Annotated in this window: 9 protein-coding genes and 2 tRNA genes; 7 read left to right on the forward strand and 4 right to left on the reverse strand. The window is 71.1% G+C overall.

The features are described from left to right. Nucleotides 1-473: 473 nt before the first annotated feature. Entirely contained in the window at nucleotides 474-671 is a 198-nt protein-coding gene (locus tag P3T37_RS04785) for a hypothetical protein (protein ID WP_035806214.1), read from the forward strand. 37 nt (nucleotides 672-708) lie between these two features. Here the strand turns inward: P3T37_RS04785 and P3T37_RS04790 are convergent, their stop codons facing one another. Both P3T37_RS04790 and P3T37_RS04795 read right to left on the reverse strand, forming a co-directional pair. Beyond that, nucleotides 709-1,509, reverse strand: a complete 801-nt coding sequence (locus tag P3T37_RS04790) for a DUF6348 family protein (RefSeq protein ID WP_280722148.1) — start codon at nucleotides 1,507-1,509, stop codon at nucleotides 709-711. 101 nt (nucleotides 1,510-1,610) lie between these two features. Next, nucleotides 1,611-1,681 (reverse strand) — tRNA-Gly (locus P3T37_RS04795). Nucleotides 1,682-1,848: 167 nt separating this feature from the next. Between P3T37_RS04795 and P3T37_RS04800 the strand changes: the two genes are divergently transcribed. The 5 genes from P3T37_RS04800 (at nucleotide 1,849) to clpX (ending at nucleotide 6,884) form a co-directional block, all read left to right on the forward strand. Beyond that, a tRNA-Pro gene (locus tag P3T37_RS04800) sits at nucleotides 1,849-1,925 on the forward strand. A 368-nt stretch (nucleotides 1,926-2,293) separates the two neighbouring features. After that, a complete protein-coding gene (tig, locus tag P3T37_RS04805; protein WP_280722149.1) occupies nucleotides 2,294-3,685 on the forward strand; it encodes a trigger factor in 1,392 nt (463 codons plus the stop codon). Nucleotides 3,686-3,987: 302 nt separating this feature from the next. Further along, nucleotides 3,988-4,611: an ATP-dependent Clp protease proteolytic subunit gene (locus P3T37_RS04810; protein WP_280722465.1), complete on the forward strand. Its 624-nt coding sequence runs from the start codon at nucleotides 3,988-3,990 to the stop codon at nucleotides 4,609-4,611. A 56-nt stretch (nucleotides 4,612-4,667) separates the two neighbouring features. Then, nucleotides 4,668-5,324, forward strand: coding sequence for an ATP-dependent Clp protease proteolytic subunit (locus tag P3T37_RS04815; protein WP_280722150.1), 657 nt, complete (start codon nucleotides 4,668-4,670; stop codon nucleotides 5,322-5,324). Between the two features lie 270 nt (nucleotides 5,325-5,594). Then, nucleotides 5,595-6,884 carry an ATP-dependent Clp protease ATP-binding subunit ClpX gene (gene clpX / locus P3T37_RS04820; RefSeq protein ID WP_280722151.1) on the forward strand — a complete coding sequence of 430 codons (1,290 nt, stop codon included), beginning with the start codon at nucleotides 5,595-5,597 and terminating at the stop codon, nucleotides 6,882-6,884. Between the two features lie 81 nt (nucleotides 6,885-6,965). On the opposite strand, the gene P3T37_RS04825 is transcribed toward clpX, so the two are convergent. After that, nucleotides 6,966-7,856 (reverse strand): hypothetical protein, encoded by an 891-nt coding sequence (locus P3T37_RS04825; protein ID WP_280722152.1) that lies wholly within the window; start codon nucleotides 7,854-7,856, stop codon nucleotides 6,966-6,968. Between the two features lie 182 nt (nucleotides 7,857-8,038). On the opposite strand from P3T37_RS04825, the gene P3T37_RS04830 reads away from it, so the two are divergent. Beyond that, the gene (locus P3T37_RS04830; protein WP_280722153.1) at nucleotides 8,039-10,681 is read left to right on the forward strand and encodes a valine--tRNA ligase; all 2,643 of its coding nucleotides are present in this window, start codon (nucleotides 8,039-8,041) and stop codon (nucleotides 10,679-10,681) included. Nucleotides 10,682-10,726: 45 nt separating this feature from the next. Here P3T37_RS04830 and P3T37_RS04835 read toward each other — a convergent pair whose 3' ends face one another. Further along, nucleotides 10,727-13,717, reverse strand: a complete 2,991-nt coding sequence (locus tag P3T37_RS04835; protein ID WP_280722154.1) for a LuxR family transcriptional regulator — start codon at nucleotides 13,715-13,717, stop codon at nucleotides 10,727-10,729. Nucleotides 13,718-13,759: the final 42 nt, after the last annotated feature.

A 13,759-nucleotide genomic window follows, 5' to 3' on the forward strand; every position in this document is an offset into this window, starting at 1 on the left:
TTCGTCGGCACCGCCCAGACTCGGCCCGGACCCCGCTCCTTCACCCACCCCCCAAGCGACGGACGGTCTAGCTGTCAAGTCCCAGCGTTGATCTTCAGCCAAACCCACTCAGGCGCCCAGACGGCTCGGCAGACCCCCGGCAGACCCCCGGCGACCTTGGTGATCGCCCCCGCCGACGGTGCGTCAGCAGCCCTCCGCTATCGTCTCGGGCGGCGGAAATTCGTCTCACATCGCAAATCCTTGGCACAGGTCAGCGGCAAGTCCTTTACGCAGTCCGCATGGTCGACCACACTGAGTCCGGGCGGGACTGACCGGGACTCAGGGGAGCGGGGGCATCACGTGCGGCGTTGCCAGGCTCCCCAGGGGGCCGGCCGTACGACTCCCGGGCTGCGGGCGTGGTCGGCGTTTCCGCTTCGGGACCGTCGGAAAGGCCGGGGTCCGCTTCGCCATGACATGAGGAAGTGAGTCTCCGGGTGGCACTCTCCGTCTCCGCGCTGGTTCTGTTCGGTGTCGTCCTGCTGATCTTCATCCGCAACAAGCAGATCAAGGTTCCGCACGCGATCCTCGCCGCGCTCTTCGGTTTCATGCTCAACCAGTCCACGGCCGCCAAGCCGATCCAGGACTTCCTGAGCGAGCTCGCCAAGTCCATCGGCCACCTCGGCGGCAGCTGACGTCTCCGTACCGGCGCGTCAGCGGGCACCGAGCTCGTTACTGACCGGCGCGCCGGGCCTGCCACCAGCGCCGCAGCGGGCCGCGCCGGACCGTCGCCGGATCGGCGGCGACCAGCGCAGGCTGTGCCGTGCGCGCCGGATGCTCGGCGGCCCGAGCGGTCTCCAGCACTGCCTGGTCGGCGGTCAGCAGGATGAACAGCCGTGCCCAGCAGAAGCGTTCGCTGCGCGGCCAGTCCAGCGCGCCGAGCGCCTGCGAGGCGGCCTGCGCCACCGTGCCGTTCACCCGGACCTCGGCCACCTCGTCCCCCGCGCGTCCGCCGAGGAAGACCTTCACGCCGTTCAGCAGCGGGTCCGTCAGCTCCGGGGCCAGCGAGGCGGCCAGCGCGGGCAGCAGTTCGTGTTCGCCGAGCCAGTCGGAGAGGTCGGCGCTGCCGAAGCCGAAGACGGTGGCCGGCCCCTGCACCGCGTACCAGCCGGGCAGTTCGTCGGGTTGCCGGTGGTCCCCGTAGCGGCCCTGGTGGTCGAGGAGTTCGACCACGGTCGCCGCGGTGGTGGCGGCCCACATCCGGACCGCGCTGTCGAGCTTCTCCTCCTCGGTGGTGCCCAGGCCCGCCGCGCAGTCCCAGACCACGGGGGTCTCGCCGCTGCCCAGTCGCAGCACGAAGCCGAGGTCCACGTGACCGGCCGAGCCGTCCGCGGACGGGTGCTCGCGGACCGCCACGGCGGTCGTGCCGGGGCCGCGCAGGACGGCTCCGTCGACGGTGAACTCCCGTCCGTAACGAGCCATTTCCCGGATCACTCCGCGCTGGATCACCGCCAGCCGCTGCTCGGGACCCACGTCGCTCTCCCCCTCCGAGCCGAGAAACCCCCGGCGACCCTGTCGGACCGTCCGAACACGCGAACGGCCCCGGCTCGGGGAGCCGGGGCCGACGCAATCGGAGCGGGCGACGAGAATCGAACTCGCGTGGCTAGTTTGGAAGACTAGGGCTCTACCATTGAGCTACGCCCGCACACACTGCCCTCCCGGCCGTCACCGGTCAGGAAGACGGGGATCAGCCTACCTGGTCCGACGGCCGCCGCGCACACCGCTTTCGCGCCCGCGGTCGGGCGGTGCGCAGCAGGGGGAAATTCGGCGAGCGGCCGATGCCCGGCGTGTACGCTTCCTCTCGCGACAGTGCGGGGTGTGGCGCAGTTTGGTAGCGCGTCCGCTTTGGGAGCGGAAGGCCGTCGGTTCGAATCCGGTCACCCCGACCACGATCGTTGCAGGGTCTCGTCCGGACTGGGCGGGGCCCTGTTGTTGTTTTCCGCCCCGCGAGGGCCCGATTCCCGGTCACGGCGAGTGGTCCGGCGGACCGGCACGGTGGTGCCCTGGCGTGCGCCTTTCGTGGTACCGGTAGGATGGGCCGCTGGCGGTAGTCCCTGTGGCATGCACGCAGGCCCACCGCCCGGGTGACAGAGCCACGGCCCCTCCTCGCACCGTCGGGGGTGAGCCGCTCGCCGTCCACCCCAATACGGGAGATGCCGCACCAGGTGGCTCATCACCCGTCTGCCCGGTCCGCGGCCCTCAGGGGAGGCGGTCCGGATCAGACAAGCCGACCGCAAGCCCCATAGGAGACCCCACCGTGAAGAGCGCCGTCGAGACTCTGAACCCGACTCGGGTTCGACTCACCGTCGAGGTGCCCTTCGAGGAGCTCAAGCCCAGCCTCGACGCGGCGTACAAGAAGATCAACCAGCAGGTCTCGGTCCCGGGCTTCCGTAAGGGCAAGATCCCGAACCGCGTCATCGACCAGCGCTTCGGCCGTGCCGCCGTGCTGGAAGAGGCGGTCAACGACGCCCTGCCGCGCTTCTACACGCAGGCCGTCGACGAGGGCAAGATCGAGGTCCTCGGCCAGCCCGACATCACCGACATCGAGGGTGTCGAGCGGCTCACCGACGGCGGTGACCTCAAGTTCGTCGCCGAGGTCGACGTCCGTCCGGAGATCACCCTGCCGGAGTTCAGCGAGATCGAGGTGACCGTCGACCCGATCGTGGTCGAGGACGCCGACGTCGACAAGTCCCTGGAGCAGCTGCGCGAGCGCTTCTCCTCGGTCAAGGACGTCGAGCGCGCCGCGGCCGAGGGCGACATCGTCGTCGTCGACCTGGAGGCCAAGGTCGACGGTGAGGTGCCGGACGACGGCACCGCCACCGGCGTGAGCTACGAGATCGGCTCCGGCCGCCTGCTCGACGGCATCGACGAGGCCGTCATCGGCCTCGAGGCCGGCGGCACGAAGACCTTCACCACCGAGCTCAAGGGCGGCACCCAGGCCGGCCAGAGCTCCGAGGTGACCGTCACCGTTACCGCCGTCCAGGAGAAGGAGCTCCCCGAGCTGGACGACGAGTTCGCCCAGCTGGCGAGCGAGTTCGACACCCTGGAGGCGCTGCGCGCCGACTCCCGCACGCGCCTCGAGCGCATGAAGGAGTTCGACCAGGCCACCCAGGCCCAGGAGCGCGTGCTGGACGCCCTGCTGGAGAAGGTCGAGATCGAGTACCCGGAGAAGCTTCTCAAGGACGAGGTCGAGACCCGCAAGCACAACCTGACGCACCACCAGCTGGAGCCGATGGGGATGACCCTGGAGGTCTACCTGGCCAGCCAGGACAAGACCGTCGAGGACTTCGAGCAGGAGACCGCGGACCAGGCGAAGAAGGGCATCAAGACCCAGTTCGTGCTGGACGAGATCGTCGCCAAGCACGAGGTCGGCGTCAACCAGGAGGAGCTCACCGAGCACCTCATCCGCCGTGCCGCCGGCTCGGGCATGACGCCCGACCAGTTCGCGCAGCAGATCGTCCAGGGTGGCCAGGTGCCGCTGCTGGTCGGCGAGGTCGCCCGCGGCAAGGCGCTGGCCCTGGTCGTCGAGGAGGCCAAGGTCGTCGACACCAACGGCCTGGAGATCAACTTCGACGAGGACGAGACGGACGAGCCGGCCGACGCCGCCGAGTCCGCCGCCGACGAGACCGCTGAGGTCACCGAGGCCTGATCGGTCCGCGGGTAGCACACACCCCTCGGGGCCCGGACGCCGTTGCGGCGTCCGGGCCCTGCGTGCTCTCCCGACCCGGTGGGTACCTGCGCTCACAGCGAACAGTTCTGCGTGGGGGATGGTGGCGCCCTGCCTGCGCGTTAGGGTCAACGAAAGCAAGCTTTCAACAGCGCGGGCAGGGCGGCCCGACGCGGCCCCGCGCCCGGGATGCCCGCCCCAGTCCCCGTACATGACGTAGTGACGGTCGAACAAGACGGACCGTCCGAATCGACTGAGCAGGTGGCTAAGTGACGTTCCCGCAGATGCAGATGCCTGGCCTGATGACGCCGCGCGCCGCCGGTGGTGACGTGCTCGGAGGCCTGGGCGACCAGGTCTACAACCGGCTGCTCAACGAGCGGATCATCTTCCTCGGCCAGCAGGTCGACGACGACATCGCCAACAAGATCACCGCGCAGCTGCTGCTCCTGGCCGCGGAGCCCGAGCGCGACATCTACCTCTACATCAACTCCCCGGGCGGCTCGATCACCGCCGGCATGGCGATCTACGACACCATGCAGTACATCAAGAACGACGTGGTCACCATCGCGATGGGCATGGCCGCCTCGATGGGGCAGTTCCTGCTCACCGCCGGCACCCCGGGCAAGCGCTTCTCGCTGCCGAACGCCGAGATCCTGATGCACCAGCCCTCCGCCGGCCTCGGCGGCTCGGCCACCGACATCCGGATCCAGGCCGAGCAGCTCCTGCGCACCAAGCGCCGGATGTCCGAGCTCATCGCGCAGCACACCGGCCAGACCTTCGAGCAGATCACCAAGGACTCCGACCGGGACCGCTGGTTCAGCGCCGAGCAGGCCAAGGAGTACGGCCTGATCGACGACATCATGCACAGCGCCGCGGACGTCCCCGGCGGCGGCGGCACGGGCGCCTGAGCGCCCACGCCCCGCAACCCAAGACACGTCGGAACGCATCCGGAGGACAGACCGCAATGAACCTTCCCATCAGCCCCAGCGGCGAGTACCTCGGCGCCCGTGCCGAGGGTCGCTACATCGTCCCGCGCTTCGTCGAGCGCACCTCGCAGGGCGTCCGCGAGTACGACCCGTACGCCAAGCTGTTCGAGGAGCGCATCATCTTCCTCGGCTCGCAGGTGGACGACGTCTCGGCGAACGACATCATGGCCCAGCTGCTCTGCCTGGAGTCGATGGACCCGGACCGCGAGATCCAGATGTACATCAACTCGCCCGGCGGCTCCTTCACCGCGCTGACCGCGATCTACGACACCATGCAGTTCGTCAAGCCCGACATCCAGACGGTCTGCATGGGCCAGGCCGCCTCGGCCGCCGCGGTGCTGCTCGCGGCCGGCACCCCCGGCAAGCGGATGGCGCTGCCGAACGCCCGGATCCTGATCCACCAGCCGTACACCGAGACCGGCCGCGGCCAGGTCTCCGACCTGGAGATCCAGGCCAAGGAGATCTTCCGGATGCGCGAGCAGCTGGAGGAGATGCTCTCCAAGCACTCGAACAAGCCGGTCGAGGTGGTCCGCGAGGACATCGAGCGTGACAAGATCCTGACGGCCGAGGAGGCCCTGGAGTACGGCCTGATCGACCAGATCGTCTCCACCCGCAAGACCTCGCTCCTCGGCTGAGACCGACGGCGACCGGTTCCGAGCGGCCCGGGGCGGGGCGTACCACGGTGCGCCCCGCCCCGCGACTGCGCGGCCCTGGTCACACCTCTCGGCGGCATCTGTTCGGTATCAATTCGCCCAGGGCGTACGGCATAGCTGCCGAAGACAGCGGATTCACCGGCTTGGCAGAGTACCGTCGGATACCGAGACCTAACCGCCGAGTTGGCGGGGCAGGTCCACAGCACCAGGCCCCGGACCCCCGCGGGGCCCCTGGCGAAGGGGAAGCACCTCGTGGCACGCATCGGAGACGGTGGCGACCTGCTCAAGTGCTCGTTCTGCGGCAAGTCGCAGAAGCAGGTGAAGAAGCTGATCGCCGGTCCAGGCGTGTACATCTGTGACGAGTGCATCGACCTGTGCAACGAGATCATCGAGGAGGAACTCGCGGAGACCTCCGAGGTCCGCTTCGAGGAGCTTCCGAAGCCTCGCGAGATCTACGAGTTCCTCGACCAGTACGTGGTCGGCCAGGACCTCGCCAAGAAGGCGCTGGCGGTGGCGGTCTACAACCACTACAAGCGCGTCCAGGCGGGCGAGGCGGGGCGCAGCGGCGGCAACGGCCGCGAGGACGCCATCGAGCTGGCGAAGTCGAACATCCTGCTGCTCGGCCCGACCGGTTCGGGCAAGACGCTGCTGGCGCAGACCCTGGCCCGGATGCTGAACGTGCCGTTCGCGATCGCGGACGCCACGGCGCTGACCGAGGCCGGCTACGTCGGCGAGGACGTCGAGAACATCCTGCTCAAGCTGATCCAGGCGGCGGACTACGACGTCAAGAAGGCCGAGACCGGGATCATCTACATCGACGAGATCGACAAGGTCGCTCGTAAGAGTGAGAACCCGTCGATCACCCGGGACGTCTCCGGTGAGGGCGTGCAGCAGGCCCTGCTGAAGATCCTGGAGGGCACCACCGCCTCGGTCCCGCCGCAGGGCGGCCGCAAGCACCCGCACCAGGAGTTCATCCAGATCGACACCACCAACGTGCTGTTCATCGTGGGCGGTGCGTTCTCGGGTCTGGAGCGGATCATCGAGGGCCGGGCGGGCGCCAAGGGCATCGGCTTCGGCGCGACCATCCGCTCCAAGCGGGAGACCGACGCCGCCGACCAGTTCCGTTCGGTGATGCCGGAGGACCTGGTGAAGTTCGGGATGATCCCCGAGTTCATCGGCCGGCTGCCGGTGATCACCAGCGTGCACAACCTCGACCGCGAGGCGCTGCTGCAGATCCTCACCGAGCCGAAGAACGCGCTCATCAAGCAGTACCGCAAGCTCTTCGAACTCGACGGTGTCGAGCTGGAGTTCAGCCAGGACGCGCTGGAGGCGATCGCCGACCAGGCGATCCTGCGCGGCACCGGCGCGCGCGGGCTGCGGGCCATCATGGAGGAGGTGCTGATGTCCGTGATGTACGAGGTCCCGTCGCGTCAGGACGTCGCCCGCGTGGTGGTCACCGAGGACGTGGTCTCCAAGCACGCGATCCCGACCCTGGTCCCGCGGGACATGATCAAGCGTGAGCGGCGCGACAAGAGCGCCTGACCTTGCGCGGGTCGGACACGGCCGCAACAACGATGAGGGGCCCGCGCCGAGTGCGCGGGCCCCTTCGTCGTCTGCCCGCCGTTACTTCGAGACCACCGCGGCGTCGCGGATGGCGCGGGTCTGCGCCGCGGCCTGGTCGAGCGAGATCGGGCTGCTGCCGCCGGTCAGCGAGATCTTGGCGAAGTCCACCGACCCGGCGGTCGAGTGGTTGGCCCAGATGCAGAGCGGCACGGTGATGCCGCTCGAACCGATCTCACCGCACTCCATCAGGCCGCCCGCGTCGTGCGGGTCCTTGGCGTCGACGCTGGCCAGCGGCTTGCTCCAGGTCATGTCCCCGGACTTGGTGCTGCTCGCCTTGATCGCGGTCATCACCGCGTTCGGGTCGCTGATGGTGCCCCACGACCCGCCGAGGTTGATCGCGTCGGTCGCGTCGCCGCCCTTGTTGTAGGCCGCCGACAGGCTGCCGTCGATCGAGTCGAAGCCGCTGATCTTGTCCGTGGAGGTCGGCGGCTTGGACTGCGCCGACTTCTGCGTGTAGCCGCCGGAGAGCGACTGCGGGGCGACCAGCTTGTACTGGCCGGCGGTCGCGCTGCCGCTGCTCTTGCCCAGCACCTTGTAGGCCGCGAAACCGCCGCCGCCCAGCACCAGGGCGCCGATGATCAGGCCGACCACCAGGCCGCCCTTGCCCTTCTGAGGCGGGGCCACCGGCTGGTAGCCGCCGAACTGGGCCTGCTGCTGCGGCGCGCCGTACTGCGGTGCGGGCGGCTGGCCGTAGCCGGCCTGCGGCGCGCCGTACTGCGGCGGCGGGGGCTGCTGCCCGTACGCCGGCTGGCCGTAGCCCTGCTGCGGAGCCCCGTACTGCGGGGGCGGCTGCGGCGCGCCGTACTGCGGCGCCGGCGGCTGGCCGTAGGGCGGCTGGCCCTGCGGCGGGTACTGCTGCGGATTCTGCGGCTGCTGGCCCTGGCCGTACATCTCTGCTTTGCTCCCCCGCCGCCTCGCGCGGCATGTGACTGGACTGCCCTTGCCCGTCCGCCCCTGCGCACGAGTAACGGGCACGCTACCGTACGGCCCGGACGACTGTCCCGAGCGGTTCGGGGGAGGTCGCGGGCACAAATGGGGAAGAGCGCAGCCTTCGGTTACGTAAACTGTGTGCCGTGACCGACAAGACGAACCAGCGCCCCGCCGACCACGCGTCCGGGGACAACGTGGCAGCACTCCCCACCGCCTACGCCCCGGCGGAGGTAGAGGGCGAGCTGTACGAGCGCTGGGTGGAGCGCGGTTACTTCACCGCCGACGCGAAGAGCGACAAGCCCGCGTACACCATCGTCATCCCGCCGCCGAACGTGACGGGTGCTCTGCACCTGGGCCACGCCTTCCAGCACACCCTGATGGACGCCCTGACGCGCCGTAAGCGCATGCAGGGCTTCGAGGTGCTCTGGCTGCCGGGCATGGACCACGCCGGCATCGCCACCCAGAACCGGGTCGAGCAGCAGCTCGCCGAGTCCGGCCTCTCCCGCCACGACCTGGGCCGCGAGGCCTTCGTCGAGAAGGTCTGGGAGTGGAAGGAGAACTACGGCGGCCAGATCCTCGGCCAGATGCGCCGCCTCGGCGACGGCGTCGACTGGTCGCGCGAGCGCTTCACCATGGACGAGGGCCTCTCGCAGGCCGTCCAGACCATCTTCAAGAAGCTCTTCGACGACGGCCTGATCTACCGCGCCGAGCGCATCATCAACTGGTGCCCGCGCTGCCTGACCGCGCTCTCGGACATCGAGGTCGAGCACGAGGACGAGGCCGGTGAGCTGGTCTCGATCCGCTACGGCGACGGCGAAGAGTCGATCGTGGTGGCCACCACCCGGGCCGAGACGATGCTCGGCGACACCGCCGTGGCCGTCCACCCGGACGACGAGCGCTACGCCCACCTGGTCGGCCGCACCATCGCCCTGCCGCTGACGGACCGTCGCATCCCGGTGGTCGCCGACACCCACGTGGACCCGGAGTTCGGCACCGGCGCGGTCAAGGTGACGCCCGCGCACGACCCGAACGACTTCGCCATCGGCCAGCGCCACGGCCTGCCCAACCTGACGGTGATGGACGAGCGCGGCGCGATCACCGTGCACGGCCCGTTCCTCGGCCTGGACCGCCACGACGCCCGCGCGGCCGTCGTCGGCGCGCTGCGCGAGCAGGGCCGGATCGTCGAGGAGAAGCGCCCGTACATGCACGCGGTGGGCCACTGCTCGCGCTGCCACACCATCGTCGAGCCGCGGCTCTCGCTCCAGTGGTGGGTCAACGTCGCGCCGCTGGCCGAGAAGGCCGGCGACGCGGTGCGCGACGGCCGGGTGCAGATCCACCCGAAGGAGCTGGAGGGCCGCTACTTCAGCTGGGTCGACAACATGCACGACTGGTGCATCTCGCGCCAGCTCTGGTGGGGCCACCGGATCCCGGTCTGGTACGGCCCGGACGGCGAGGTCGTCTGCGTCGGCCCCGACGAGCAGCCGCCGACCGGCGAGGGCTGGCACCAGGACCCGGACGTGCTGGACACCTGGTTCTCCAGCGGCCTGTGGCCCTTCTCCACGCTGGGCTGGCCCGAGCAGACCTCGGACCTGGCGAAGTTCTACCCGACCGACGTGCTGCTCACCGGGCACGACATCATCTTCTTCTGGGTCGCCCGGATGATGATGTTCGGCCTCTACGCGATGGACGGCCAGGCGCCGTTCCACACCATCGCGCTGACCGGCCTGGTCCGCGACCAGTTCGGCAAGAAGATGTCCAAGTCCTCCGGCACCGCCGTGGACCCGCTGGACTGGATGGACGCCTACGGCGCCGACGCGGTCCGCTTCACGCTGGCCCGCGGTGCCAACCCCGGCGCGGACGTGCCGATCGGCGAGGACTGGGTCCAGGGCGCGGGCAAGTTCTGCAACAAGATCTGGAACGCCACCCGCTTCGCCCTGATGAACGGCGCCACCGTCGAGGGCCCGCTGCCGGCCCCCGAGGAGCTGACCGCCGCGGACCGCTGGATCCTCAGCCGGCTCAACGCCACCATCGCCGAGGTCGACGCGCTGTACGACGACTACCAGTTCGCCAAGCTCTCCGACAGCCTCTACCACTTCGCCTGGGACGAGGTCTGCGACTGGTACGTCGAGCTCTCCAAGACCGCGCTGGCCAAGGGCGGTGCGCAGGCCGACGCCGCGCGCCGGGTGCTGGGCGAGGTGCTGGACCTGACGCTGCGCCTGCTGCACCCGGTGGTCCCGTTCGTCACCGAGACGCTCTGGACCACGCTCACCGGCGCCGAGTCCCTGGTGGTCGCCGACTGGCCGGTCGCCGACCCGTCCCGCCGGGACGCGGCCGCCGAGGCGGAGATCGCCACGCTCCGGCAGGTGGTCACCGAGGTCCGCCGGTTCCGCACGGACCAGGGCCTCAGCCCGAACCAGAAGGTCCCCGCCGTCCTGGAGCTGGCCGGCACGGTGCTGGTCGCCCACGAGGACGAGATCCGCTCGCTGGCGCGACTGTCCGCTCCCGAGGACGGCTTCGCGGCCACCGCCTCGCTCCCGGTGGCCGGCGTCACGGTCTCGCTCGACCTGTCCGGCACCATCGACATCCCGGCCGAGCGCAAGCGCCTGCAGAAGGACCTCGCGGTCGCCGAGAAGGAGAAGGTCCAGACGGCCGCCAAGCTCGGCAACGAGGGCTTCCTGGCGAAGGCCCCGGAGGACGTGGTCGTGAAGATCCGCGCCCGCCAGGCCGCCGCCGAGGCGGACATCGAGCGGATCACCGCCCAGCTGGCCGCGCTGCCGCAGGGCTGAGCAACACCTGCCAGAGGGCCCCGGGAGCAGTTTCCCGGGGCCCTCTCAGTGCGCCTCGGCGGCGGTCGCCTCCACCGCGTAGTCGTACAGCGCGGCCCGGTTGGCGCGCCCGGTCTTGGCCAGCAGGCTCGCCACGTGCTTCTCCACGGTCCGCGGCGAGATGTACAGGCAGCCGGCGATCTCCTGGTTGCCCAGGCGCGAGGCGAGCAGCAGGAACACCTCGTACTCCCGCACGGTCAGCCCCTGCCGGCGCAGCCCGGCGGGCACCCCCTCGGAGCCGCTGCGCCGCTGCGGCACGCTCGCCCCGGCCCGGCGCAGCAGGTCCCGGCAGGCGCTCGCGACGGCCGGTACGGCGGCGCCGTGGAAGTACTCCTCGGCGGTGCGCAGCCACGGCACGGGGTCGCCCCAGCCGTCCGCCAGCGCGGCCTCGGCCACCAGCCGCAGGCCCAGGTGGCGGGCCATCAGGAACGGCTCGGCGGCCTCCCCGGCCTCCTGCACGGCCCGAAGCGCCTGCTCGGGCCGTCCGGCCCGGCCCTCGTGCACCGCGTGCGCCAGCCGCTCGAACTGCCGGTTCCAGAGCAGCCCGGCGGCCGGATCCGCGGTGATCGCCGCGTGCTCGTCCGGGTCCGAGCGGCCCTCGACCGCGCGCAGCAGCGGGCGCAGCCCGTAGCGCCCGTTGAGGTAGAAGACCGTCGGGTGCTTCCGCTCCCAGTCGAGCGCGTTGTCCAGCTCGGCGAGCGAGCGCTCGCGGTCCTCCTCCAGGACGGCGCAGATCGCCCGGCAGGTGCCGAAGGCCAGCGGCCGTTGCAGCGAGCGGTCGCCGTCCCAGCGGTGGAACTCGGCCAACTCCTGTTCCATCTCGCGGCGCCGGCCCTGGTGCGCGGCCAGCGCGGCCCGGGTGAGCAGCACGAACTGGTGGTTGTCGACGTTGCGCAGCCGGGCGGTGGCCGCCACGCAGCGGTCGGTGAGCTCGCGGGCCGCCGGGTAGGCCCCGCGCAGCACGGCCTGCATGGCCATCGTCGCCTCCGCGCTGTGCATCAGCGCGAGCGCGCCGAGCCCCAGCGCCGCGCGGTGCGCCCGTTCCAGCTGGGTGGAGGAGCCGCTGCGCATGAACTCGTTGGCGCCCAGCCGCAGGAGCGCGTCCACCTGCCAGGTGGTCAGCTGGTGGCGGTTGGCCAGCGCGAGGATCCGCTCCAGGTGGGAGTCCGCCCGGTCGAAGCCGTGCCGGCGTTCCAGTAGTGCCAGCAACTGCCAGGCCTGGCAGGCGACTTCAGGTAGATCGGCGGCCTCGGCGGCGAGTGCGGCGCGGCGCGCGAGCTGCTCGGCCTGCTCGGTGCGGTCGCCGCCGTCCGCAGCCGGCTCGCCACCGGCAGCTGGCTCACCGCCCGCAGGCCGCGGCACCAGGACCAGATGGGCCTCGACCACGTCGATCGCCGGGGTGTGCGAGGCGCTGTCGAACCGTCCGAGCAGACCGCGGACGTACGCCACCCGGGCCGCCGCGTCCTCCAGGCGCAGGGCGGTGACCGCGGCCCAGGCCAGCCGGGTGTGCAGGGCGGCGGACCGGGCGTCGTCCAGCGCGCCGGGCCCGGTCAGCGGCAGGGTGTCGGCCAGTGCCAGCGCCTGGTCCAGTCGGCCCGTCTCGACCAGGGTGTAGACCAGCCGCTCCAGCACCGAGGCGGCCCCCGCGGTGGCCTGCGAGCCGGCCATCAGCTCGTGCGCGCGCTCCAGCAGGGCGACGGCGGAGGCGACCGCGCCGCCGTCCAGCGCGGCCCGGCCGGCCTCGGCGAAGAGCAGCCCGGCGGCCCGGGCGTCCCCGGCGGCCAGGCGCAGCACCGCGACCCGCTGGCACCAGTCGCCGGGCAGCCCGGGGTGGGCCCGCTCGATCGCGTCGGCCGCCCGCTGGGCGATCGCGGCGCGCTCCATCGGGAGCAGCCCGGCGAGCAGGGCCTCGGTGGTCAGCGCGTGCCGGAACTCGTAGTAGTCGGCCACCGGCCCGCTGGGCGAGATCAGTTGGGCGTCGATGCCGGCCCGCAGGTGGACCAGCAGGCTGCGGTCGTCCAGCCCGGTGACCAACTGGAGGACGGGCAGCGCGAAGCGGCGTCCGAGCACGGCCGCGACGTGCAGGAAGTCGCGGTCGGCCGGGTCGAGTCGGGCGGTCCGCTGGGCGACGCTGTGCACGACCGTGGTCGGCACGTCGATGCCGAGGTCCCCGCAGACCCGCCAGCCGTCGGTGTCGCCGCGCAGCACGTCCGCGCTGACCATCCCGCTGAGCAGCTCCTCGACGACGAACGGGTTGCCCTCGGAGTCCCTGACCAGCTTGTCGGTCACCTCGCGGGGGAGCTGTCCGGCCTCCGCGCCGAGGCAGGACTCGGCCAGCAACCGCACGTCCGCCGGTCCCAGCGGCCGCAGTTCGATCAGGGCGGCCGCGCGGCGCCGACCGGCCGCGCGGGCCAGTTCGCCGGCCGGCCCGCTCGTGGCGCGCAGCGTGACCAGCAGGAAGACCGGCAGGCCGGACAGGTTGTCGACCAGGTACTCGATGACGGCCAGGGTCTCGGCGTCGGCGTCGTGCAGGTCCTCGATGACGAGCAGGCAGCCGGGTTCCTGGCGGGAGGTCAGATCGTGCCCGACCGCGGCCAGCAGCCGCAGTACGGCCTCGGCCGTCTCCAGCACCGAGACGCCGGCGGTGGTCGGCGAGGCGCTCCGCCACTCCGGCACCAGCTCCGCCAACGCGGGCCGGTAGGCCATGAGTTCGGGATCCTGCGGCAGCCCGCCGATCCGGAAGAGCGAGAGCAGCGCCTCGGCGACGGGGCGAAACGGCATGGTGGCGCCGGTGGTGCTGCCGCGCCCGCGCAGCACCGCCATGCCGTCGGCGAACGCGCGAAATGCGCAGGCGGACGCCAGCCGTGACTTCCCGATGCCCGCGTCACCGAACAGGAAGACCGCCCGGCCCTCGCCCCGGCGGGCGGCGGCCAGGCCCCCGTCGAGGTGCGCGAGCTCATCGTCGCGCCCGACCAGCACCGGCGAAGTGATGAGCATGGCCGGAGGCTATCGTCCGGAAAGCGGATCCGCCACGGTGCC

The organism is Kitasatospora sp. MAA4 (genome assembly GCF_029893355.1).
GTDB lineage: Bacteria > Actinomycetota > Actinomycetes > Streptomycetales > Streptomycetaceae > Kitasatospora.

Coding starts and splice junctions, on each gene's coding strand:
- P3T37_RS04810 (WP_280722465.1), top strand. CDS start 3,988: ATGCAGATGCCTGGCCTGATGACGCCGCGCGCCGCCGGTGGTGACGTG.
- P3T37_RS04825 (WP_280722152.1), bottom strand. CDS start 7,856: ATGTACGGCCAGGGCCAGCAGCCGCAGAATCCGCAGCAGTACCCGCCG.
- P3T37_RS04835 (WP_280722154.1), bottom strand. CDS start 13,717: ATGCTCATCACTTCGCCGGTGCTGGTCGGGCGCGACGATGAGCTCGCG.
- P3T37_RS04815 (WP_280722150.1), top strand. CDS start 4,668: ATGAACCTTCCCATCAGCCCCAGCGGCGAGTACCTCGGCGCCCGTGCC.